The organism is Nocardia jejuensis NBRC 103114 (genome assembly GCF_001613145.1).
In the GTDB taxonomy this organism is placed as follows: domain Bacteria; phylum Actinomycetota; class Actinomycetes; order Mycobacteriales; family Mycobacteriaceae; genus Nocardia; species Nocardia jejuensis.
Map to the genome: position 1 here is coordinate 58,177 of NZ_BDBU01000019.1, position 24,973 is coordinate 83,149.

General features: G+C 59.0%; 19 protein-coding genes. 16 read left to right on the forward strand and 3 right to left on the reverse strand.

The genetic code is table 11. From position 1 onward, the window contains the following. Positions 1-416 precede the first annotated feature (416 nt). Positions 417-1,259 carry a MerR family transcriptional regulator gene (locus NJ1_RS15670; protein WP_067694136.1) on the reverse strand — a complete coding sequence of 281 codons (843 nt, stop codon included), beginning with the start codon at positions 1,257-1,259 and terminating at the stop codon, positions 417-419. A gap of 587 nt (positions 1,260-1,846) precedes the next feature. On the opposite strand from NJ1_RS15670, the gene NJ1_RS15675 reads away from it, so the two are divergent. The 6 genes from NJ1_RS15675 (at position 1,847) to NJ1_RS15695 (ending at position 11,388) form a co-directional block, all read left to right on the forward strand. Then, complete coding sequence (locus NJ1_RS15675; RefSeq protein ID WP_067694139.1) at positions 1,847-2,434, forward strand: hypothetical protein; 588 nt, start codon at positions 1,847-1,849, stop codon at positions 2,432-2,434. Positions 2,435-4,470: 2,036 nt separating this feature from the next. Next, a complete protein-coding gene (locus NJ1_RS39060) occupies positions 4,471-5,187 on the forward strand; it encodes a hypothetical protein (RefSeq protein WP_157573987.1) in 717 nt (238 codons plus the stop codon). Positions 5,188-5,448: 261 nt separating this feature from the next. Next, positions 5,449-6,330: a ParA family protein gene (locus NJ1_RS15680; protein ID WP_245717403.1), complete on the forward strand. Its 882-nt coding sequence runs from the start codon at positions 5,449-5,451 to the stop codon at positions 6,328-6,330. Beyond that, the gene (locus tag NJ1_RS39065; RefSeq protein ID WP_157573988.1) at positions 6,330-7,007 is read left to right on the forward strand and encodes a hypothetical protein; all 678 of its coding nucleotides are present in this window, start codon (positions 6,330-6,332) and stop codon (positions 7,005-7,007) included. Before NJ1_RS15680 ends, NJ1_RS39065 begins: the two co-directional genes overlap by 1 nt. Positions 7,008-8,751: 1,744 nt before the next feature. Then, a complete protein-coding gene (locus NJ1_RS15690; RefSeq protein ID WP_169813148.1) occupies positions 8,752-9,603 on the forward strand; it encodes a replication protein RepA in 852 nt (283 codons plus the stop codon). A gap of 867 nt (positions 9,604-10,470) precedes the next feature. Next, the gene (locus tag NJ1_RS15695) at positions 10,471-11,388 is read left to right on the forward strand and encodes a replication protein RepA (protein ID WP_157573989.1); all 918 of its coding nucleotides are present in this window, start codon (positions 10,471-10,473) and stop codon (positions 11,386-11,388) included. Between the two features lie 31 nt (positions 11,389-11,419). Here NJ1_RS15695 and NJ1_RS15700 read toward each other — a convergent pair whose 3' ends face one another. Then, on the reverse strand, positions 11,420-12,109 hold the full coding sequence (locus NJ1_RS15700) for a MerR family transcriptional regulator (RefSeq protein WP_067694145.1): 690 nt from the start codon (positions 12,107-12,109) through the stop codon (positions 11,420-11,422). A 255-nt stretch (positions 12,110-12,364) separates the two neighbouring features. Between NJ1_RS15700 and NJ1_RS39070 the strand changes: the two genes are divergently transcribed. The 10 genes from NJ1_RS39070 to NJ1_RS38095 all read left to right on the forward strand — a co-directional run bounded on the left by NJ1_RS39070 (position 12,365) and on the right by NJ1_RS38095 (position 24,374). Further along, positions 12,365-12,808, forward strand: a complete 444-nt coding sequence (locus NJ1_RS39070) for a hypothetical protein (protein ID WP_157573990.1) — start codon at positions 12,365-12,367, stop codon at positions 12,806-12,808. 49 nt (positions 12,809-12,857) lie between these two features. Next, on the forward strand, positions 12,858-13,748 hold the full coding sequence (locus tag NJ1_RS15705; protein WP_067694148.1) for an ROK family protein: 891 nt from the start codon (positions 12,858-12,860) through the stop codon (positions 13,746-13,748). A 213-nt stretch (positions 13,749-13,961) separates the two neighbouring features. Beyond that, entirely contained in the window at positions 13,962-15,083 is a 1,122-nt protein-coding gene (locus NJ1_RS15710) for a GAF domain-containing protein (protein ID WP_067694663.1), read from the forward strand. A gap of 66 nt (positions 15,084-15,149) precedes the next feature. After that, a complete protein-coding gene (locus tag NJ1_RS38090) occupies positions 15,150-16,160 on the forward strand; it encodes a conjugal transfer protein (RefSeq protein WP_157573991.1) in 1,011 nt (336 codons plus the stop codon). Between the two features lie 13 nt (positions 16,161-16,173). Then, entirely contained in the window at positions 16,174-16,440 is a 267-nt protein-coding gene (locus tag NJ1_RS15715) for a hypothetical protein (protein WP_067694151.1), read from the forward strand. Beyond that, complete coding sequence (locus tag NJ1_RS15720) at positions 16,437-16,946, forward strand: hypothetical protein (protein ID WP_174557082.1); 510 nt, start codon at positions 16,437-16,439, stop codon at positions 16,944-16,946. Before NJ1_RS15715 ends, NJ1_RS15720 begins: the two co-directional genes overlap by 4 nt. Next, a complete protein-coding gene (locus NJ1_RS15725; protein WP_067694154.1) occupies positions 16,933-19,440 on the forward strand; it encodes an ATP-binding protein in 2,508 nt (835 codons plus the stop codon). Before NJ1_RS15720 ends, NJ1_RS15725 begins: the two co-directional genes overlap by 14 nt. A gap of 210 nt (positions 19,441-19,650) precedes the next feature. After that, positions 19,651-21,981 carry a hypothetical protein gene (locus tag NJ1_RS39075; RefSeq protein WP_157573992.1) on the forward strand — a complete coding sequence of 777 codons (2,331 nt, stop codon included), beginning with the start codon at positions 19,651-19,653 and terminating at the stop codon, positions 21,979-21,981. 93 nt (positions 21,982-22,074) lie between these two features. After that, positions 22,075-22,926, forward strand: coding sequence for an NlpC/P60 family protein (locus NJ1_RS39080; RefSeq protein WP_157573993.1), 852 nt, complete (start codon positions 22,075-22,077; stop codon positions 22,924-22,926). Next, positions 22,923-24,374, forward strand: coding sequence for an NlpC/P60 family protein (locus tag NJ1_RS38095; RefSeq protein ID WP_169813149.1), 1,452 nt, complete (start codon positions 22,923-22,925; stop codon positions 24,372-24,374). Before NJ1_RS39080 ends, NJ1_RS38095 begins: the two co-directional genes overlap by 4 nt. A gap of 149 nt (positions 24,375-24,523) precedes the next feature. Here NJ1_RS38095 and NJ1_RS39085 read toward each other — a convergent pair whose 3' ends face one another. Beyond that, positions 24,524-24,892 (reverse strand): hypothetical protein, encoded by a 369-nt coding sequence (locus NJ1_RS39085; RefSeq protein ID WP_157573994.1) that lies wholly within the window; start codon positions 24,890-24,892, stop codon positions 24,524-24,526. Positions 24,893-24,973 lie beyond the last annotated feature (81 nt).

Sequence of the window (24,973 nt, forward strand, 5' to 3'; positions counted from 1 at the left end):
AGATACCCATTTGAGTAGCCGATCCATCGAACTGGCCCATGCCACCGTCAACTTGCGGTCAATCAGCAGTGTCGATTTCGGAGTCCCGTTCAGCACCGCTCGATAGCCGCCGACTGAGGGTGCTATTGGAATATGAGGTCGGCAATGCGCTGGCATACCCGCTGATCGTGCCGACCGTCCAGACCAGCACCGAATCCCGAAAGATCAGCCGGGCCACTGCATCTGGCGCGCCTCGACAACGCCCTCGCTAGCTGCGGAGGCAGGCTTTCGTGCCCCGAGAAGGCGGTTTGGTGACTGACGCATGCCGTCGCACACATAGCCACCCTGCTCCTTGAGTGCCTGCCCGGACCCGTGGTGCTCCCTCGCTCTGCTGTGCTGGTCAGTGCTTCTGATACGTGGGTCAGGATGTGAATTCATTACCCCTCCTGCGCATGATCGGCCGCCAGGAATTGCTCCACGTCCTCAATGTCATCTCCGCCAGGTTCGAGCGGGCGCTCGTTGAGTATCGGGATCGAGCTGTCGAGCCAGGCGGGGCGTTCGCCGTCGGCGGGCAGTAGTTCGTGTCGTTCGACGAATTGTTCGGCGAGGTGGCGGACCGATTCGCGGAAAGCGCCAACCACTACGCCCTCAGCCAAACCTGTCAGCTCCTGCAGCAGTGCTCGGATCTGGCCGAGTTGGTCGGTCTCGGTGCTGTCGGCTTGGATACGGGGCCACAGTGTGCGTTCAAAGATGGCGCCGAAGTCAGCTGCAATTTGATCAGTATGCTCACACAACCGGACAATCTGGCCTAGCACCTCACGCGGCGGCAAATCCAATTCGGCGACCCGGAGACCACTTGTGAGTACCCAGCGTCGCGATTGCGGACGACCGCGTCGCCACCGGATCAATCCGAGCTGAGTTGCCTTGCGCAGCAAGGTGGATCGCAGTCCTTTGGACTTGATCATAAGCCGGATATCACCCAAGCCAAGTGATACCCACTCCTCGGGCCCGCCAGGCAATGCGAGCAGATCAGCAACGGTCGCCCCCTGCTCACGCGCGGTCAGCAACTCGGCGATCGAGGCCAGCGTGAAGCCCCTGTCCTGCAGGCGCTGCACCAGTTCGAGACATTGTAGGTGTGTGCCGTCATAGCGCGCGGTACGGCCGACTCGACGCGGCGCATGCAGTAGCCCCTTCGACTGGTACATACGCACAGTGCTGGTCGGTAGACCGACTCGCGCGGCCAGCGCATCGATCGTGAACTCTGTATCTGCTGTTCGCATGAGTCGAACATTCTGCTATCCACCGAGCTAGTCAATACTCTGCTAGCAAATACTAGAATGATCGGATTGACGGAGTCTATGCACGGCGTTGACCGCCATCACGAAGCCGCGCCGCGGGGGGACAGCCAGCTCCCCGCGATACTCAGAATCGAGATCGGCATACCTTGACCTCGACATCCCTGGCCTCACACCACATTCACACTGTCGGCTGGCAGTCCGATGAAGATGCAGTCGAAGGGGACTCCGACGACGGCTCCGAGATCTGATATCCGTCACCCTTGAGTTGCCTGGGCGAACATCGGCCGGAACTCGAACCGTCGATTCGACATCCGCACCGACCGAGTGTCACCTTCGACGTATCGCCAGGTCCTTCAGAGTTCTACGAGCAGACGCCCGCCCTACAGACCATCTGCGAATCCACACCTGAGGACTACATTGGCCACGAGACGTCAGGGGCTTGACAATGGGTTTTTGGCAATTAACCTCCGCTAATACAGGTTATGGGAAGTCAACCTGATGAGGATTGAACTACCATGCTCGGAAAAGAAAAGACATCCATTGACGTCTTGTAGCAATAGGATCGGCGTATGTCCCTTCTGCTCAGCAGCCAGCAGGCCGCCGATGAGATTCGGCACCGTACCGGGTTCAAAGCACACACCCGCTGGATCCGAACACTGTGCAAAACCGGTCTGCTGCGCGACCATTCCATGACCCGACACGCACGCATCAGCGCCGCCGAACTTGAACTCCTGCTAATCCGGCATCCCCGCCGAACATTGCCTATCGACTACCTCGGAGTCTCCCTCGGCCCTCTCGTCACGAACAGCCCCGCATTCCATCGCGATCCACCCTGGAGGCTCTACCGCACACACGCCGGCTACAACCATCACAACGCCGTCAGCCTCTCCCCCACCCAGCGCGCCCGCGCAATCACCTCCCTATGGCGTATCCACGATGATCTGGCACAGGAGATCGTGGACCGCGAACTGCCCTTGATCGGCAGTGTCGGCGGGCTCGTCACCCCACAGATGATCTACTGGCCGCGCGCCGTCATCCATCTTCAGGGAGGCATCGGATTCGATGTCGATCCCGAACGATTCGGGCACCCGGCTATCTCGACCGGCGCGCTGCTTGATATCCCGCCAGGCAACGCCTGGCGCATAGTCAGCACCTAACCCTTCGGCACCACTAGATTCACCCACCCGCCCGTTTCCGAACAAGAAGCGCCAACACCGCCGGCCAGCGCCTGGATCCGGCCTAGCCGAAGACTCAACCAGGCACTCCACCCCATACGTCCAAGCCCTATGAACCTCCAGCATCATCAAATCTGCAGGTCATACACTATTTCCGCCCCAGCGGCCCACAGGCCGACTTTGAGGCGAAAAACGACCCTCAGCCCCCGAGAAGGGCCCCGAGCGCCCCATGGGGCAAATAGGGGCCCTTTTAGGTTCAGGGAAGGCGCAGGAGGCGGCTACGAACCTCGAATTCCCATATGCACCGACTTTTGAGCTAATCGTTGGCAATCATGCATAGGAGCGCAGGTAGGCGACCCAACTTCCGAATGACCGCACGTGTCCAGACTCATCAGACTCACACCTGATCGATCAGGCCGTAACAGCTAGGCCTCACCCACGCCGCCCTGGGCTGCGCCATGCATGGTGACGGGAGCGCACTTCAAATCCATACGACAACGCATGGAGTGCATAGCAGCGACACACCGCGCGAAAGACCGAAAGCTCCGCGGACGGCCGTCGCATCATCACGACCCTTCACCTCGACAGAACGACTCGACCCTCGCGGGCGTCACCGACAACAGAACCCACTGCCGCCACACGTCACGACAGAATGTCGGGTAGCGGATCGTTCTAAGCGACCACGCGCGCGAACCTCGCCCCACTGCCCTCAGGAATCTGACGCGAGCCGCACATGATGACAAGCCACGATACGTTCCTCCGATGGGCCCACAGCGATTCGAAGCCCCGCGTGGATTCATAGATCCGGCAGCCGACACCGGATTCGGACATCGCGAACCGACATCCCGGCAACCGCTGATCCCACCCCGAGCCCGAGGCACACGGCCCCGGCCCCAATCACCGCAACGGTCGTGCGCCACCAATCCCCCTTTCCCAGTAACTGCGACACCCCAATAGCCCGGCAGCACTGTCCCCTCCCAGTCGCCGACCACGCGATTCGATTGCCCCAAAGATCTCCCACGCCGCCCGTCGATATACATCACCCACGTTTCACCCAGCAGGGGAGAGTGCGCTGATAGACGTCAAGCAACTAGCCATCATCAGCAACGACCCTGCCGAGCAAGCCAGAACGATCATCTCTAAGTCCGCAGCGAACGCTTGCGAAAGTGACGGTTCGTACTGCGTTGGAGGATCTGCGCTTCGCAGCCACGCTGCGAACCACACAGCACTCGCGATCGGTCGCGTGCCCTACGCGACTCGACTTGCCCACGCAGCGCCAGCACCAGCAACCTAGATAGATGAGCCAGCCACCCCCTGTCGTTCACCGCAATCGCATGCCCAAAACTCGAACGCACCCCTTCCCCGGTTCACGGCTACCGAATACGGATGAGTGTGGCCGCATGTAACCAGCAATTGCAGATAGACTTCGAGCGGTAACACCGAGGCCAAGCTGCAGTTTTGAACATGAAAGGAGGAGGATGACTCTCGCAGCAACACCGAACCGCTCAGCAGTCGGTCGCCACGAGAGACTGCGACCAAGAGTGCGCGCGTCCCATCTGCGAACGAGCAGACGAGACGTCAGCGAGCGAACATCGCCTATGCGCGGAAGCAACTCAATATACTACTCCTACCTGCATGTTTCATGTAGTTCTCACAGTACGTTCCTCAACGCTGGCGATGAGCGTGTCGTACCTAAGGGCGTAGAGCCGCCCTTACATACGACTCTCTATACGACACACCATACGACCTTAGCGACAGTGCATGAGTGTACTGATGTAAAGATCCATAGGAGTGTGCATTATTTTGTACACTCAAAGTTGCTCATCAAGAGCTACCACATGGCTTTATCGAGTACTTTACCCAGTGCAGACAAAACACCCTTTGAATACGCACTTGCATGGTGTCTCGAAACTACATTACAGATTCCCCTGTCGTATGTGTTTGATTGCGCATTTAGATTTGTCCACAATCTTTTCTATACGCGTGCAATATGGTGTACCCGTCAAACACTATTTACCATGACGGCACATAGGGTCGTAAAATACGCCCAGATGCTGGCCTCACATGCAGCAGTTCCATATGCAGATATGAGCGCTATACCGACTGGCATGTTCAACACCGATAGACCGGAAAAGTCAGCTACGTTTTCAACGAGCTTACATCTTGCCGTACACACCGCACGTCTCACTGGCAAAAAAAAGACCGATCATTTGCCCTTATATTTTACATATCCGAACACCCATAAACCGGGCGATTTACTTGCACTTGACAACGCCCTTTACTGTGCCGAGAATTCGGCAAGTGTAAAAGTATTTGATACCAACATCATCAAGACCTACTCAAAGTCAAGATATCATCCACCTAAAAAGACCATAAAAATCACTCTTTTAAAGGGCCATTCAAAAGCTCTGTTTACTGCATTAATTACGGACATATTTATTGCTTATTGCATTACATTCTGTTCTGCTGATGTCATGGCTACATTCAAGGCAAATATCTATGGACAGGGGTCCGCAAAAGAGAATGCAATCAATTGCGCACAAGTTAAACCATTCATTTATTCACAATTATCTATGAATTCGAAGACCGTAAAATCGGGCCAGTGCAACGCATTGCCTCCGCCCATGAAAAGTGCGCGACCGGACGCCGTACCCAAGAGCGGCCCAGCAACCGTGTTCTTGCAGCTACGCACTACCGTCCCACCTGCCACTGCCACTGCATGGTGGACTGCATAAGTGATCACCCAACATCAAGTGAAAGCAACGGCATATCGCACCGCCTACCCGGTGGACATATAAAGGGTGATGAAACAGCTAGATTTACGGATCGGCAATACGATCGCGAGCACGGCGTAGGTAGTGGACCGCGCATCATCCCGACCGGTTACGCACAGAATGACCGCGACACGCCCGCCCGGGATGGTTGGTCCAGCATCCCTGCCTGGGGTACTGTCCACGATCGTGACGAGTTATCGGTTGCTGCCTGATGTCCGTGCTGTGAGACGAACGATCCTGCTGGCCAACCAAAAAGGGGGAGTGGGCAAGTCATCGATAGCCGCTGCCATCGCGGTCGCGGTTGCCCGGCGAGGCAAGCGTGTACTGGTGGTGGATGCCGACCAGCAGGGCAACTGCACCATTCGGGATCTAGGAGTACGCGATTCCGACGAGGGCCGCTCGCTGGCGATGACGCTCCAATACGGAACACCTCTGGAACCGATACGCAAAGTCCGAGACGGGCTCGACGTCGTCTGCGGTGGCAAGCACATGGCCATGGCGGGCACCGTCGTCTCGAGCGCCGAGCAGACCGGAATCAATCCACTGCAGAATCTGCACGGCGCACTCGAGAACCTCGTCACCACCGAGGGCTACGATCTCGTGCTCATCGACTCAGGACCAGGTGACCGCGCCGTACTCGATCTGCTCCTGCAGATCGTCAGCTGGCTCATCGTGCCCACCAAAGAGGACGACGGCAGCATGGACGGCGCCGAATTGCTCGCACACCGTTACCTGTGGGCACGTAAGAACGGTGCGCTGGTCGAACTCATGGGAATGGTGCTGTTCGACTGCAATCCCCGTGCGGTCCGGCGAAATGAGGGCACCCTCGGCAAGATCATGGAACTACTCGATGGCACAGGAATCGAGCCGTTCCGCAACTTCATTCGCCACGACAAGGCCGCGGCGATCGACGCTCGGGCTTTCCATCTCACTGCCGAGGAGCTGATCGGATTCTCTCCGGCGCGTCCGGAAGGAAGGTCGGACGACGAGACGAGCAAGCGGTGGTCGCGCGACACCGAACCACTGGCAACGGACTATCAGAAGCTGACCAAGGAAGTGCTGGTTCGACTGGCCGCTGGTGAGCGTGCGAAGGAGACTGCGTAATGGCCCGTAAAGGCGCATTCAACGACGACGACCTCGACGACATCGACGACCTCCTGCCGCCCTCGGTACCAGCGCCACAAGCACCCCCCTTAACGGCAGTACCCGATGCGCCCCGCCTGCCCGCCGACACCACGACGGACGCACCGGCCATCACCAAGACCAAGAAAACCCCGGTCAAGCCGCCCGCTGCTCACGCAGAACCTACGGTCAAACGCCCGCGCGCAGCCACTGCGAGGGCGAAAGTGAGTCAATCGGTACCCGAGGCGCATGTCGCCGGCGTGGTTGCCGAGGTTCTGCGTCAACTGACTCACACCGAGAAGCAGCAGCGCGGCGAGGGCCGCAGCTACGGCGCGGTCGTACTGGACGCGATCGAGACCTTCGAGACCGAATTGCAAGCCCATTTCGCCACGGTCGCGTCAGCCAAACCAGCAGGACGACTGTTCAAACGCGTAGACGCCGGACGCCCTCGCCGACGACGTCACTCAGAACCGCAGGTGAAAATCGCTCTCAGCGGAATCATCGCCGACGATATGGCCGCGATCGATGATCTCGTCGAAACATGGCAGGCCGGCAGTCGCAGCGCGCTAGTCGACCAGGCCCTCAAGCTGTACCTCGCAGATGACATCGCCAGGGTCACCGGTGCCGCTGATGACCAGGATGAGCACGCAAACGGCTGATCAGACAGGCGTCACATCGACCGCCGACAACGATCACGCCGCCCGGTGCCGCACGCCATGACATTCCCTGCTCGACCGAAACTGTCACTGTGACGAAACTGGTTGGCGGTAGGAGACGCTTACGCTCGCTCGATGCAGCGAAACCCTCAGGCTCCCAACAGTTTCGACAAGTAACCCGCTCAAGCGCCCGGGTCGATCGTGCCCTGCAGGGAAGGAAACGCGGTCGACTTTCGCTACCGGCCCAAAGGCCCCGCGGTTCTGGTTGTGCGCAACTTATGCGCACAACCAGGGGCTGACACCCACGCAAACCGCCGCCCAGACAAAGAAGTAGGCCCCTCAGCGGCGCCGACCACCGCCCGGGCACGCATAGTTTGCGCACGCAGAGCACTCACTAGCCCGATGTCGCGAGGAAAACGCCACGCATACGTTGCGCACACCGCGTCGGGCAGCGGCCAGCAATGGAGGCATCGTGTACGCATAACTTGCGCACACCGCAGGTGGTCCGAGGGGGTATTACACGCATATCGTGCGCACACTCGCGTCCGCGCCTATACAACATCCACGCATAACTTGCGCACATGGCAGGTGGCGACACCACCAAACCCGGCGAAGGGCCCCGATCCGTGCAGGTCAGGGCAACGTCTCCCACGCTGTGCGCATGACATGCGCACAGCGGCAACGGAATTCGCACGCATGATAGGCGCACACACAGCTGCTGCCTGGAAGACAGCACTCGTACCTCGCTTCAACAGCCGTTCCGCAACACCTCTGCCCGTGCGCATAGCTTGCGCACGGGCAGAGGAGGCGCAGGTGCGCATATCTTGCGCACATTCAGAAGGCGCGCAACGGTTTGGGGGCGCTCGCCCCAGTCGGTCGGTTCGGTCCCGATGCCGGAGCTCGAGCACGCCCGCGGGTTGCGCATAATCGGCGCACGCAACCGACCGGGGCACGCATAACAAGCGCACGCCTGACCTGGCGACCACGCATAACAAGCGCACGCACCCGCCCGACTGCGCATATCTTGCGCACACCGCCACGCACGCATAACTCGCGCACGCCGTATCGGGCTCGCACATCGCCGATACGAATCGGCCAACAGCCTCTTCACCTGCTAGTTCAGGTAGTCCATGCGGCACGGCAAGCCCCACGGCGCACGCATAACCAGCGCACATCGCAAAGGCAAAGTTGTCCACACATATCTTGCGCACGTTATCCACACAACCCTGTGGATAACCTGTTTTCCGACCAGTTGTCCACACATATCTTGCGCACACTCGATTCGGCATTTTCCCAGGACACCACGCATAACTTGCGCACGCATCACGCATAACTTGCGCACACAGGCCTCCTATTTCTGCAGGTGACACGCGGAAAACTTGGCCCCCCTGTAGTTGATTCCTTTTAGAAAACTCCTGTAGTAGGCTGACGTCGGCTGTGGATACGGACCCCCCACGCCAAGTCGGACACCAATGCCAGCTTCACCCTGCTCAGAGCACGTTCTGCGCGGTCTACCTCACGCTCAGTACGTGCCGGCTATCGATCGCCGCCTGTCTGTGGCATGCTCACTCCTGGCGGTCTTGAAACCGTCGGAATTAGCGAGACACGCCGATAAGTACCGGACACAGATTCACACAACCATGGAATGCTGAGCCGCATGCCGCGACCTAAACACGATCCCCTCGAAGTGGTCCGGGCAGCCTCAGAACTGTGGGATGCCGACCAAGAAGTGGGTTACCTCGCGCGCGTGTTCACGCAGACATCCCTGCCCTACCGGGATCCCGGCGACGTACCGTGGTGGGGTCGGCGCAACGGCGATCTGTCTCTCACCGTGCAACCCGGTGTCACGGTCGGGCCCGACGGGCAGACCAGGTCCATCGGATACCCGTACGGCACCATGCCTCGCCTCATCTTGACGTTCCTTTCCACCGAGGCGGTCCGTACCAAGAGCCCCGAGATCGTCCTGGGCAATTCCCTCAACGAGTTCATGGGATCGCTCGGGTTACGATCGACCGGCGGTAAGAACGGCTCGATCACCCGCATGCGCGCACAGTCCGAGCGCCTGTTCAAGGCCAGCCTCAGTATCGAGTACAAAGGCGACTCCAAGCGGCAGGTCGGCGCAAAACTCTCCGTGGCCTCCGCCTACAACCTCTGGTGGACCGAAGGTGGAATCTCCGACCCGAGTGACTCTCAGGCCTCGCTGTTCACCTCGGTGGTAATGCTCAGCGACGAGTTTTTCCGAGAGGTCACCGCCCACCCTGTACCCCTGGATATGAACGCTCTCAAGGTACTGGGCGGATCCGCTCTCCGGCTGGACATCTATGCGTGGCTCACCTACCGCATGTACTCCGTACGCAAGCAGACCACCGTGCCATGGGAGCTGTTGTGGCTCCAATTCGGCTCGACCGCCGCTGACAACCGCTTCCGCCGCCGTCAATTCCGACTCGACTTCACCAGGCAGATGGCACAGGTGCTGACCGTCTACCCACAGGCAAAGGTCGACGCTACCGAAAGTGGACTGGTCCTGTATCCCAGTCCCACACATGTACCTCCGGTCCCTATGACCCCCGAACTCCGAGCCTTAGCCAGGAGTCTCTGAGTCTTCCGCAAACGGTTGTGCGCAAGTTATGCGCACAAGACCCACTTACCGCGCGATCTCGTGGCAAGAAGTAGCTCGGACCCACGAACTCATCCGCGGGGTACTGCCTGCCCCCAGAACCATTACTGCAATCCGCGCATGGTCCACCAGAGCCTGTCACCTCGAAACGCGCGACGTGCGAGACCTTGCACACGTGTCGAAGAGCAGTGACGGGGTCTACAAGACTGAGCAGCAGGTCAAGTTACTAGGTGGATCAGTACGACAAGGTGAGACTTCTCTAACAACAGACAAAAGATCTTCGCGCTTGAAAGAATCGCATGAAACACAGAATTAGTGTAGTGCGAATTATACAATGCATAAATTCTGAATGCAGGCCAGCTTCGAATGCGTATGAATTTCTCGGCTCGGCGGCATGCATGACACATCCATGAGATTTACTAAATCCGAGCTCAGGGCTAAGATTTGAGTGAGCTCCTCACGGTCTGGAAAATTCATGAGATAGTTAAACCTTCGGCAGGCGCCAAAAACCTCGATGATACGCGTCCTGGTTGAGACTACTTGTCCACCGCCAGCAATAGATGCGTGGGGCAGTCGCAAAAATCCGTACAATACGCGCAGTTCCGTCGTACAGGCATTACCAGCTGACGACTGCGCCGAGGATCCGAAGCCCGGGACGGGAACCGGGTGCAGGTCGGCCGGGGAGTGTTCGTACTCGCAGCTAATTTAGTACCCGAAAATAACCATTTCGGACTGCTGGTCCTCGCACGTCCGCGAGATACGATCACACACCGCAACACTAGAACCACCTGCTCTTACACTACTGTTCCCATCACTGAGAAATATCACGCTACATGCAATGCTGAGCCAGTGCCACGTCCCAAACGCAGCCCACTTGATACCATTCGTGCTGCCACGGAAGTATGGGACGGCGAGCAAGAAGTCGGCTACCTGGCGCGTGTTTTCGCCCAAACTTCACTGCCCTACAGAGACCCTGGGAACGTGCCCGCGTGGGGACGACAGAACGGCGACCTGTCTCTGACAGTACAACCGGGTATGACCACAGGCAGGAATAACAAACCTGAATTGATCGGATACCCCTTCGGGACAATGCCCCGGCTCATCCTGACCTTCCTGTCAACCGAAGCTGTACGCACAGGCTCGCAGGACATCGTCCTCGGCGACAGTCTTACCGACTTCATGGCCTCGATGGGATTGGCGGCCACCGGCGGAAAGAACGGATCACTCACTCGCATGCGCAACCAGTCTCATCGGCTGTTCAACGCAACCCTGACCATAGAGTACAAAGGCGACGCGAACCGCCGCATCGGCGCAAAACTGTCAGTGGCCAGCGCCTACAACATCTGGTGCGGTAGCGAATCCGAGGACGGTCACCTTTCGTTGTTCGCCTCCACAGTCCGCCTCAGCGACGAGTTCTTCCATGAAGTGACCGCACACCCGGTACCGTTGGACATGAACGCGATCAAGGCATTGGGTGGATCGGCGCTGCGCCTCGATATCTACGCGTGGCTCACCTACCGCATGTACTCGGTGAAGCGAGAGACCACTGTGCCATGGGAATCGCTGATTATGCAGTTCGGCTCGACTGCTGCCGACAACCGCTTCCGTCGCCGTCAATTCCGACTCGACTTCACCGAAGCACTTCGACAGGTCGTGGTGGTGTACCCACAGGCAAATGTGGACACCAGCGAGCGGGGCGTGGCGTTGCGTCCGGGGCTACCGCACATCCCGATGTCGCCAGGGTTCCGAGCACGGGCACGCACTTGACGGCACATTGTGGCCCGCGATACGCCCTGACTTAGGGTGCGGGATCAGCTGTTGGTGGCACGGAATGTCGTGCCAATGCTTGATCGACCAGCTCCGCAGCCGCCCGATTGGTCATCAATCGGGCAATAGCGACATTGGTCTCGAAGTCGGTGCGGTCGTCGGGGGAGTGGTTGGACTGCGCGAACGTCTTGCCGGCGAGATGGAAGAACAGTTCCGCGGCACAGCGGTCGACGACATGGTCGATATCAGTCCTGAATTGTTCGACCAGGCCGAACGCGGTCGACGTGGGCACGCCGGCCTCCAGCAGCCTCGTGGCCAAGTCCCAGCACCGTGGATTGGTCAGCCGATAACCCTCCATGGGATCGCTGGCTGCGAGAGCGTTGCGCATGTACTCGGGCAAGACGGGGGCCGCCGCCGCGGTCTCCGTCGGCGCGGTCTCCGTACCCTCGGGCGGATCCGGGACACCGAGAATCTCGGCCAGTCCGTCACCACGGTCCCAGGCCTCGAGAAGCTCGCGGATGCCGTTGAGTTTCATTCCCCTGCTCAACAGTCGGCTGATCGTCTGCAACCGACTCAGATGATCGACACCGTAGTAGCCGATCCGACCACGCACGTCAGGGGAAGGTAGGAGCCCTCGTTCGTGGTAGACGCGCACGCTACGCACAGTAGTGTCTGCCACCCGTGCCAGCTCATCGATGGTGTATTCCAAGTTGCCGATCATCCTCAGGATCCAGATCTCGGGCGGGGTACGCGGTTCCGAATGTATTGAGCCGCCATCCCACGATGCAACACCGTTGAGCCATAGTCAATGAGCCGTCAACTGGCGGCACAAAACCTTGCGGACCAGTCACATGTCGGTTACGGTGCCTTTACGGCTATCGAAGCCGCTTCCGGGGACTGCATGATCAGCCTCGACGACCGCCCGAGTGGGACACGAGCACAGCGTGCTGTGCCCCCGCATTCTCCGGAGACGGCTATGAGCATCACCCATACCCTGAGCAGGATTTATCTCGCACCGGCCAACGCCAAAACCACTGCAGCCCCAGGTAAGTCCAATCGCCCGCCTTGTGCGGAGGACCCCAGCGCTTGGGATCTTGACGTCGGCACACCCGAATCCTGGCGGATTGCTGTAGAGATTTGCCAGCACTGCCCGCTGCTGATCCAATGCAGGGGACGAGCAGAAAACTTCATCGCCCGCGGCGATGCTCCCAGAGCAATGATCTGGGCAGGAGTCGGATACGACAATGCCGGAAAAATCGTCGAAAATCTTGACCGCCATCGCATCGCGCCTGTCGATCGTAATCGACCAATGCGGATTATCCGCACCAGTGCGGATCCGAATCGCGCCGAGCCTGCTCTACGTGCACCTCGGCGTCACCTCGTACTCGGCCAGCCGCTCCGGCCTACCGGCACGGACTAGACCGCTATTCCGCGTCGAAAACAAAAATTCTTGTGATGATGGGTAACTCGTGACTGTGCTGGCCCTGGAAATAGGCTCCTCAGGATTCGCAGCAGGCCAGGTAGCCGACAACGTCGGCGCCGACGCGATTCGCCGCATCCCTTTGCCATCCACCGAGCCTTGGAACGGATGCAGGGATTTGCTGCTCGAGGTGGCAGCCGGCACTGAGGTCACCGCTGTGGGTATTGCCTGCTCAGGACCGATCGATATGGCAGCCGGGGTCGTGGCCTGCGCTCAGATACCGCAGTGGCGAGCAGGATTTTTGCTCGTGGAGGCCGTCCAGAAGCTATTCCCCACCGCAGCAGTGAGAGTCGCTCTGGATGGAGTCTGTCTGGCGCTAGCAGAGAGGACCCTCGGCGACGCCCATGACGTGATGGACGCCCTGGCCATTTCGATCTCGGACCACATCAGCGGCGGTGTGATCCTCGGTGGCTGTGCGGTGGTGGGACGTACCGGAAATGCCGGAAGCGTCGCACACATGCTGGTGCCCGGTTTCGACGAGCGATGCGAGTGTGGCGGCCGAGGTTGTGTAGACGCGGTGGCCAGCGGGCGGGCGATCCGCTCCTGGGCACGCGACCGTGGTTGGGCCGGGGATTCCTTGGCTGCGCTCCTGACGGCAGCGCAGAGCGGGGACGAAATCACTGCCGCAGCCCTCGGTAGGGCAGGGATCGCACTGGGTAAAGCAATTTCGTCGACAGCTGCGCTGCTGGATCTCGATCTGGTAGTCATCAGCGGCAGTGTGGCCACAGTGGGTGCGCCGTTGTGGAGGCCGCTGGGCGAGGCAGTAGCGGGTCATGCCCGGCCCGGCTACCTCGCCGGACTGCGGATCATTCCCTCGAAAATAGATGGTCTGGGTGCGCTCGCTGGTGCTGGCATCCTCGCCCTGATGGGGAACAAGTAGTGATGTCAGCAGAGCGTCGGGCGATAACCACACCGCCGGACATGGCTAGTGAACGGCTACCGGCTTCGAAGAACAATGCTCGACGAATGAAGTGTTGAGTGAGCCACTATCTAACGGTACATTAAATAGGTGGCAAATCTTTCTGGAGTCTCAAGTTCTGAGCCGAGGCAGGGGCGAACAGGAGAAATCCCAAGCGACTCGGGCATTCCCTGGATAACAGCAGAGACCTTGACACCCGAGGCACTCACCGTCAGCTCCGTCGGCCATCAAGCGCGTGACTTTGCTGCGTGGCAACGGGTACTGCAGCGCCAGTTCTCCAAGACACCTGCCCTCTACGAAGGCTTCACTCCGAGCGGGATTACCGATGCTGTCCATGTTGTCCGGGAACAGGCCACCGAGTTAAAGCTCACCGTCCCGAGCCGCTCCGGCCGGCACATGCTGTGGGCGCGCCCAATTCTTGGGCCAGTTGGCGACGTCCATGGAGTACAGCTTTGGATGGGCCCGGTCGCTGATCCTGCTCCAACTCCGCCGGCAGCAGTAGGTGCAGTGTGGGACCACGAGACGCAGACTGTCTCCCTCCCAAGTGGCGTCACTGAATTGACCGGGATTTCACCTGAAGAATACGTGCCCAGGATGTCCATCTGCGAACTGTTCCATCGTATCTCCAGGTTCAACCGTCATATGGAGGTGCTGGATCTGTTGGGCGAGGCAACGGCAGGGGCCAGGCAACAATTCGACGCCTCCGTTACCGACGGCGTGGGACGTGAAGGCCGGTGGCGTTTCACTATTCGTGGTCGCGATGACGAGCACGGTCGGGGTGCGTGGTGGCTGATCGAGGACGTCACTTCCGACGCACGCTTGACCGGAGGCCCGACCATGGAGAACATCGCCCTGCGCGAAGCGCACCGTCGCGCAGGCACGCATTTGGCCATGGTCCAACTAGAGCACAGTGTTATCGCCCACTGGCTGACTGATCCAGCCCCATGGATTCGCTGGGACTACCTGTCCCGTCCTAGCGATGTCTTCCATGCCGATGATCGTGCTCAACTGGCCGAACTCGGCACACTGGTCCAGGCTGGATACTCCGCAGGAGCGACGCTGCGCACTCTCGGCTACCACGGTGGGTACGCCCCCAGTTCCCTCTTGCTGTACCCATACCCCGGGTACGCGAGCCGGCCACTGGCAATTGTTCAATTCGTCTGCGCCGCAGACCGTTTCCTCCTGGCCTCACCGCTGTACGACGCCACCGAACTGCCATCGACGAGCATGCCGACCGGCTATGACGAACAATTGCAGTTCAGGCTGAGTAGAGGAAAGAGTACGATGCTCGCCTGAATTCACTCCCACTATTGGGAAGATTATCGAGTAACGGCGTGCTGTTCGCTCTCTACCATTTAGTGGGTGAGCGTATCGAGTGGACCACGGGCAGACTCCGGTGAAGCCCTCCTGCGCCGAATGGTCGCCCGCCGACGGAGAGACAATCTGGTCATAGCCGTCCTTGCCGTCCTTGCGATATGCGGCGGCGGCCATGCGATTCTGGACGCCTTCTCTGCTCCACCACCGGGTCCGTCGGAGAACTCGGCTCTTGTTCTGATCGGTCGCTCGCACCTGGCAGAATCCTTCGCCACAGAATTCATAGTCAGCTACTTGAGTGCTACTGCAGCACAAAGGGACCGGGCGTTGGACTTCGTAGGAGACGCGCAGCGAGTGACGTTGCCAACAACCGCCCGCCAGGTTCTGGACCCGCTTGTGGTCTACGTGAGCAGGGAGCTGACCAGCGATGGGGTGGACGTTTGGGCTGTGACAGTATCGGCCCGCATCGTACGCAAAAACACTGCGTCAGTTGACGATTCACGTCAATATTACCAGGTCGCCGTTGCGGTGATCGAGGGTAGACTACGTGCGCTCGCACTTCCCGCAGCGGTCGAACCGCCAGGACGTGCCCCCGAGTTGGCATTGAACTACGGTGCGAACTGCTCCTCAGACACCCCTTTCGCTCAGGTAGCATCGGGATTTCTACAGGCACTGCTGGCCGGTTCAGGCGACATAGCCCGGTATACCACATCAGAGTCGGGCATCACTGCGCTGCGTCCAGCCCCGTTCACCTCAATCGACACCACGATGGTGAAAGCGGAAGACTCGTCCTGCGGCACGAACGGAACCACTGCGAGAGTGTTGGTCTCGGTGAACCCGAAACTCGACGGCGCAGAAACTCCAACGCTGTCCTACCCGTTGACCATGATCCGAGCGTCCGGGAAATGGCAGGTGAAAGCTGTGGATTCGATACCATCTCTGAAGTTCCCACTCTCTGCAGAAGCGCTGCGAACTCCTGGCACTACCGCTGCACCGCCGACCAGCCTAACCAAAGGCCCGACGAGTGCGGCGCAGATTCCGCACGCAACACAGAACTGAAGGGAATTTACGCATGGGCACACAACTCGGCAGTATTCTTTACGGGGTGCTGATCGTTTTTCGCTGGCTCGGCTTGGTAGCCCTGACCATCGCCAGCATGGCGATCATGATCTCCGAGGCCACCAAAAACAAACTCTCGCCTAGCAAGGTATTCGGAATCACAGGGTCGGCAGTGTTTGCCGCGGTGCTGTTCTGGGTGCTTCCGACGGTAATCAGCTACGCGCGTTTCGACTCAGGCAGTGTAATACCAGACTTCCCGATCGGTAAGTATGGCCAATGACTTCGGTGATCAAGATATTCACTCCGATCAAACGCGTTCCAACGGTGATCGGAAAGGCCCAGAACGGTCAAAAACTACCGTTCGGGCCGTATACCCTCCCGCAGATCGCTGCGGCAGTCGCCCTGCTGGCAATCACCGCATTCTTCTCGATGAACCTACCGGTCAATCCTGCGGGTACATTCGTAACCGGGCTGATAGCCACCGTTGTGACGGTATTCACGCTCGGCTTGATTCCCTATAACGGTGTCCGGTTGACCTCGAGAGCTCTTTGGATAGGCCGATTACTCACGCACCGCAAGCCAGTCTCCGCCTCCGGGATGCCGATAGACCCGGAGTCCGCACGACATACCCTGTTCATCGACGAAACCACGGTCATCATCTTGCCGGACAAGCGTGCTACCGAACTGCCGCACGCTTTCCTTGCTCAGAATATCGACGAGGTCCGCGCAGCTCGTGACCGCCGCTGGCCTGCGGTTCCAAAGGAGACCGCAGATGGCATTCGATAGAGATCTGCAACCAACTGCGGCAATTCGAGGAAATCTCCAATTTACCCATACCGGCCTGGTCACCGCGACCTATTTCATTAACCCCCTCGGATACGGCTTACGTAGAGCCAGCGACAAATTCGACGTCAAAGCGGCGCACCACGCGCTGATCAACAACCTGCCGAATGGATCGCTGCTACTGGGAATTCAGGCCAGACTTAACACTCTCGATGTTCTCAACAAAATGGTTGAAGGTGTAGAACTCAACCACTCTGAAGCCTACGCGACCGAAGTCGTTGCCTCCTACGAACGAGTTCGTGCCATCATGCCGCAGACGCGAATATTCCTGCTGTCCATGCCTGTCGGTTCCGCTAACCCGGGAATATCGTCGCTGTCGCGAATATGGCGCAGCTATAACTCGGTGGACCTTTCCGGTATCACCCGCGACGACCTCGACGTCCACGAGGCGAAAGCAGCAGAGATCCTGTCCAGAATCGGCGGGGAATTCGATCCGGCCCCAGTGCCGGCCGCGATGTTCCAATGGCTCTGGGAGCACTACCTCTCCCGGGGCGGGGTCGGGGACCCAGCAGCACCCACCCGCGTCGGCGTACTCGACGACGCAACCGCGGCAGTCTTTCGCTCAGCAGCGCTGGACGAGGGTGCGCAAGCTGACCGCAGCTACCGACTACGGCCTTCGTTCGTGCCGGTGATCAAGGTGGTACAACCCGACGAAGACAAACCTTCGTATCAGTCGATGCTGACTCCGCACTCATTTCCCTACGCAGGAATGACATTTCCCGGCGGCAGCGAATTCCTCAATGTGATCGAGGGACTCGGCGACGTCACCGTCGACTGGGGAATACGCATATCCACCCGCCCTGCCGATCAGGTGCTCAAGAGCAACGAAACCAACCTGCGTCGCCTGGGTGAACAAATGGATCAGCGCGACCAAGAGGTGTCGTTCGCACAAAACACACTGATGTCCAAAGCTCAGATGCTCGGTGAATACAATGACCACTTCGAGGTGAACTCCGCAGAGTCAGAGGTGTCATTCACTACCGTCATCGCAATCGGCGGCACAACCCGCGAAGCCACCATGGACGCGGTGAACCAACTCAAACGCCGCTACCGACGCTTCCAGATCGAACTCACGGCGCCGCTAGGCGCACAAGTCGATCTATGGTCCATGCTGATCCCGGGTAGCCCCCAGCGGCGCGCGTACGACGATTTCGCGCACATCGTCCCCTCGGACATGTGGGCCGGTTTCGTACCGTTCACCAGCAGCCAGATCGGAGACGACAGCGGCCCGGTGATTGGAGTGAACCTCATGTCAGGGCACTTCGAGCCGATCCACTTCGGCATCATGGAAGCCGCCTTACATGATCTTTCTGCCTCGTTCGCCGTGACCGGTGAGCTGGGCTCCGGAAAGTCATATCTGCTGAAACTCATTGCCGCACTTGTCAACGACATGGGCGGACAGTTCCTGGCCATCGACCGCAGCCAAGTAGGAGAGTGGGAGCACTTCGCGACCGCCATCGAGGACGCTGTCGTCATCGACCTGGCCAACCCCACCGTCTCCCTCGACCCACTCAGACTGTTCGATCCGCGTATCGCGGGAGAACGCGCACTCGATACCATCCTGCCGCTGCTGGACCTCTCACCCACCTCTGGCACCGGTGCCATCGTCAGCTCGCTACTCACCCAACGCGGTATCGCCGAACATCGAATCGGATCCCTGGTCGACCTGTTCCAGGTCGCGCTCCAGCTACGCGATACACCAGGAGCCGGCGAAGAGTACGCGGATCTGGCCGCACGACTGAGCACCATCGCCGAACGGGTCCCGGTACTGTTCGACCCCACACTTGCACCACTACGGCTGACCGCCGCAGCCACTGTAGTTCGTAGTCACCAGGTGGCCCTGCCCTCTGCAGAAGAACTCACTACACCACACTTGTACAACCGCCTCCCACTCACCAAACGACTCGGGACAGCCTTGTACGAGTTGGTGGGAGTCGCCGCACGAGAGGCATTTCTCCGTGACAACGGGCGCTTCGGACTGCTCATCGGTGACGAGGCGCACCATTTCACCCAGACTCAGGTAGGGGCCGCGGTCACCTCGGACTTCAGCCGCGACGGCCGCAAGCATCTTGCCGCCATCGGGCTGGCCTCGCACGATCCGGCTACCGACTTCCAGGGCGCGGCACACAACCTCATTCCGAACCGATTCGTCTTCCGGCAGCGTGATGAAGTTTTGGCACGCAACAGCCTCCAATGGCTGGGAGTAGATCTTGAAGAAGCCCCCTATCTGCTTCAAATCCTGCGAGAGGAGACCTCACCACCAATCGGACCCGGCCGGCAGGTACCACAGGCACGACGCGGCGAGATGTTCATGCGTGACGCCCTCAACAGAATCGGACGCGGCAAAATTCTGGGACCAGCAAGGCCCGAACGTGCCGCCGCCATCACCAGTACACCGGAAACCACCAGAACCGCGACCGCCTTTCACAACGGATAGATGATGAAAGGTATCAGCCCACGGCGTGCTCGAATCCCAGCCAGGGGACTGCGCGATATCGGGCTGGCCTGGACGGCACCTTGCTGGCAATACAGGTCGATTCTGCGAAAGTACCGCACATGGCTCCATGCGTCCCGTCGCCGCTATCGCACGGTAGTGGCCATCGGAATAACTCTGGCATTCACGATAATTCCAGGTCTATTGGGTGCCGTGGCCGCAGCTCAGACCGCCACTCCGGGACCCTCGACCAATAGCGGCGCGTTGAGTTGGATGAACATCCGCGACTCGTCCGGTGTCAACCTGTCGAACTATTCATTCGTCACCGACGAAGGAAGCATCCTGGATCCAATTACCACTGGACTTGCGATGTCCTTAAAATTGGAGTTCGGAGGGTGGATGGTCATTGTTGTCACTGGAATCTGGTTGATCGGGTTCGTTCTCAGCTTTCGGTGGATGGAACTGTTCTCCACCCCCCTGCGAGGGATGGCCAAGGCATTCACTGAGCAACTCGATATCCCGATCGTGCTTATCACAGCAGTGTCGATAGGCGCATTCGTTGTCGCCTGGTTTGTACTGCGGGGTTTTCACTCGAGAGCAGTCATACAGGTCGTCACCATGATCGGGGTTGCGATGCTCGGCCCCCTGTTCCTGGCCGATCCTCTGGGGGATGTGCTGGCCCCGGACGGATGGCTCAGTCAAGGCCGCGATCTCGGCATATCAATTGCAGCCGGTCTCAACGGCGATCGTACCCCGCAGCCCACGGCAGTGGTCGCGTCAATGCAAGAACAGCTTGCCGACAACTTCGCACGAAAACCACTCCAAGTATGGAACTTCGGACACGTGATAGATGATCGATCGGCGTGCCGCACCGCATGGTCGAACGCCATGAACGTCGGCGATGACGACCTCGTCAGAACCGCAGTCCGTTCCTGCGATCGAGAAGCCTACGCTGCGTCTGAATCACCCGACCCTACACAACTTGGCGAAGGACTACTGGTCTTGGTTACCGGAGCGGCATTATTGGCCTTTGCCGTGGCGCTTGCGATCAGTATCGTCAGCTCCGCCGCCGGATCGATTTTTCACGGCTTCCAGGCCATAGTCGGATTTGCCGCAGGCGGTTACATCTACGGACCGACTCAAACCTTTCTGGTACGCAACGTTGTGCACAGTCTGTTCGCGGCTCTGCGCATGGCCGCACAGGTGATATTCCTCGGCGTCTACGTACTGTTCTTGGGCGACATCTTCCGGCAAGCACAAGGCCAAGTGATGACGGTATTCATCATGGGTACAATTCTTGAGATCGTGGCAATCTCGCAATTGAAGAGACTGAACGCCAGCCTGGATCACGGTAGTGAGTGGGTAGCCAACAGATTCTCACAAAACCTGCAAGGGGCCACTCAACCTCCCGTCGGTCGTACAGCTCTGGGTATGGGAATGGTAGGGGCACAGCGCCATGGCCTCCACGGGCTGGGATTGCTGGCCACCGTAGGGGCAATTAACACTGTTGGGAATTCGCTTCTCCTTGAACAACTTACGCAGAGAAGAAACCCGGCACGACCTGGCTCCATGCTGGAGAATGCAGCTATAAAAGCCACATGGGAAGCTCAGACGAGGGAGGGTTATATGGGGTCGAACGGGTTTCTTGTCCAGTCATATCTCAATCGGCAGCTCTATCGCAACGTTGCTGGCTACGCTGCAACCGAGGCGGGTGGAGCCGATACGGCTGAAGCCGTCGGTTCGGCAATTCAGAATATTGTCGATGTTGGTGGCACCCCCCCTGACGCAAACGGTGCCATGCTTGGTGCGAATTATAGGGATGAAGCCCGAATAGAGCGCGGGATCAAGTCCTGGCAAATAGTCACCAATAACGTGGCCGATCGCAAACTGGGTACTGAGCACCTGGCGCGCGTTGTCGCCGCGATGGCACAGGTTGGATTCTCACTCGATAGAGGTGGCAACGCTCTTGACATCGATGCAGACCTCGCGACCTTAAAAGAGTCGGCATTTCAGCACGTCCGAGCGAGCGGTGGAGAAGTCGCACTGCGAGGCGGACCCGACGGCTTCCAACAGGGCTTCGTCCGCGACTACCTGGAATCTCGGCCTTCCCCCACCGGCGAAGATAGGTCCTATCTTCGACTTAGGGCTTTGGACTGGGTTGTGGATGAAGAGAATGAAGAGCGCGGCCTCTCTATGAAAGATATAGAGAATATACGAGCCGCTGGCCTATTCGATGAATCGAACCCCAAACACATCGCTGCCAGCGCTGATGCAGACATTACCGACAACAATGTGAAGGACTCTGCCGAAATTGCAGCCCTGCTATTGAATGACGTCACACCGGAGGAAGCGCGAAATATGTGGGCGGCAATCAATAGCGGACATGCGAAAGAAATCGACGATTCTGTAAGGGAATTTGTAAGCGATCAATCTGCTGCGAACAGAAATGCGGTCGAGCGCGCCATCGGCAGCCAGCAGGCCACCGAGCTACGCATAGCACGAGGAATGTGGACCGGCCTAGGGAAGCTTCTAGGACAGTCATGATCGCGCAGCACGAACAAGTTTCCGCGCGGCACAAGAAATGCAATCCGAGCGTGTCATTCACTCGTAAATATTCACAACAGGAAAATGAACTCGATGAAAATCCTTCTGGCAATTATTGCCGCACTTCTTGCTCTCATGAGTGCATCAATACTATTGGTAGTCGGCCAGGAAGCTGCGGTTGCTTCGGACTTTGAATACCAATGCGATGTAGCTATCCCGACCCCGTCCCCGAAAGGAAACGGCATCGAAACCCGCAGCCGGACCGCACCCGCAGTTCCACCGCCCACCGCCAACCCCTATTCACAGTTGACTTTCGCGCCCCGTGACACCTCGGTCTCGGATCGACAGCGAGCCTGTGCCACGGCTATGCAAACCGCGGCATATCAGATCGGTCCACCACTGACCGAACCCGCCACCGGCACAGCCGGGCGCTGCGCAGGTGAGATCCTTACCGCGCTCGTGAACCAAAGCTCCGGTCGCACCATCGACGAAACCACCACAACCACGCGACTGGTATCAACGGAGCCGGCCGCGGTAACGGCAGGCGTAATCTATCGGGCATCGATTGCCGCACAAACCGGTGTATGCGGCACCCCCGTCATTCCGATGCCCGAAGCATTACATGGAATGCATTTCACCAGCAATTCCGGCCGGTGCCCCCTTGCCAATTCGCGCACTATCACTGAACTCCCCGACAAGATCCTGGCACAAAGCCTGTGCGGACAGCTCGTGGCCGCCGGAGCAGAGTCGCCGGGTGATCTGGTGTTCTGGGACTACCAAAAGAATGCGCCCACCCGAATGGGCATGGTGATCGTGGCTGCTCACTCCGATAGCAAACCGGTGATCGTAGCGAGCTGGGACCCGAACTCAGGGCGGTTCGTGCAGTTGGCCTTACCGAGCAGATGGGATGTGCGAGTCAAACGCGTCCTCAGCAGCGCGCCATGACCGAAGCCGCCCAGGCAGCCACGAACCCGGACGTAGTGGCAGCCGAACAGGAATCAGCCTCAACCAAACCTTCCACTCCGTGGAGCAACCGCAAATCACCAGATGCAAACCTGCCCCTGGTCTCCGACCTGATCCGTACCGATGCACAGCCACCAGAGCTACGCGCATCGACCTCGTACACCACTGGCAGCGTCCCCGAATCCAACACACCACAGGGCGCCACGCCCGACGTGCCAACGCACGTTTCACCGCCCGCCGCAACAGACACTCGTCCCGATCAGGCCAGCAATGATCCGGAGCAATCCCATGCTCGCCCGGACTCAGCGACACCACGCGCGGATGTGGTTACTGTGCAGCACAACCCGAACCCGCACCCTCACCAGGACAAGCGTGAAGCCGGCACACGAGCGAACAACGGCACCCCGCAACTCTCGGAGACGGCAACAACTCTCATCCCCCCACTCCTCACTCTTCCAATACTCGCCTCCCTCGTCGGCTTGGGCTCGGGGAGAACCCGCGATACCGCGACGCACGGATACTCAGGCAATTCCCCACCTCAAGGTGAACCCACCTCGATTCCATCAACCCACGCACACGCCGCCGTACAGGCACTCACAAAGCTGCAGCGCACATACGGCACCAATGGCCGGTCCTCACCCACCGTAAACGGTACGAAACCGGGCCAGTTCGAGCCTTCACGCAACACGACCAACGGAACCACAGCCGCTCTTACCGCGATCCAGCGTTACCAGCGCAACGCTCGAATCGCCTTCAATAACCTGGACAACCAACTCGCGCGATACCTGACTGCACTTGCTGGCAACCACGGTATCGACCAAACCGCATTGAACTCGCTGATCAAGGAACTCGACACAGCCCTGATCGCGGTCGGACCGTCGGCGAATACTCCAGCCGGTGCACAACGTGTGCACAAAATCCTCACGGTCGCACTGCACAAAGGACTCGTACTGGCTGGTACGAGCCAGGCGGGCGTAGCCTCCACCGCCGCGGCAATCAACAGCCTGGCCGCACAGTATCGTTACAACATCGTCGGTCGCAAGGTGCCAGGCACCCAAACCTCGGGTTTGGCAACGATGGCCAAACGCGTGCTATTCGTCGCGCTGTCTCAACTGGGCAAACCGTATGTTTATGGTGCGGAAGGCCCCGACACCTTCGACTGCTCTGGCCTCATGCAATATGCCGTACGTGCGGCCGGCGCTAAGATTCCGCGCACATCAGAAGAGCAGTACCGCTTACTGCCCAAGGTGAACCCCGCCGACATCAAAGCCGGAGACTTGATATTCCCCGCCGCGCAGTACAATAACGGTAACCCATCGCATGTGATGATGTATCTAGGTAACGGGCAATGTATCGAAGCGCCACAACCTGGTGAGAATGTTCAGATCTCAAAACTCCCGGCTGAATTCGCCGCCAGCAGATGGGCCTGAAGAAACAGAAACATGCAGCCACACCCGCATTTTCTGCCAGATTGCCGCAGGCCATCATGCTCACGCGCCAGTCCGGCGATCGCGAGAAGAAACAGTGGAAAGGTGCTGCGTGGCTTCCCATAACTGGGAATCCAGGATAATGCATATAGCTATCGCCGATGTATTCGGCTGCTGGTTAATGTGTACATGGTGCAGTACTGGTCCTGCTTCGGATCGGTGAGGTGAGGAGATGAAATGACCAGTCCGAACGCACCCTCCGCAGTCAACACTGTCATGAACGTGCTCGCAGAAGGCGCGGTCCCTGCGACTGCGGTGATGGTCGCAAGCAGAATCTTCTCATGCACAATACCAGGTAGGGTTGCAGTCACATTGATCGGCGCAGGCACCGGCATGGTAAGTGCTGCAATTAACCACGCCACTACTAAACAAATCCTGATGACCGGCCTCTTTGACGGAGCGGCGGCGGCCATATCCGGTGGTGTCTTGAACGGTGCCACCACTGGAGGCTTGTTGGGCATTGGCGGAGCAGTATACGGTGCCGACCTTGCTTCTCAATGGTCTGGCGACCGACTGCACGCTCCCTCGGATCCTTCACGACC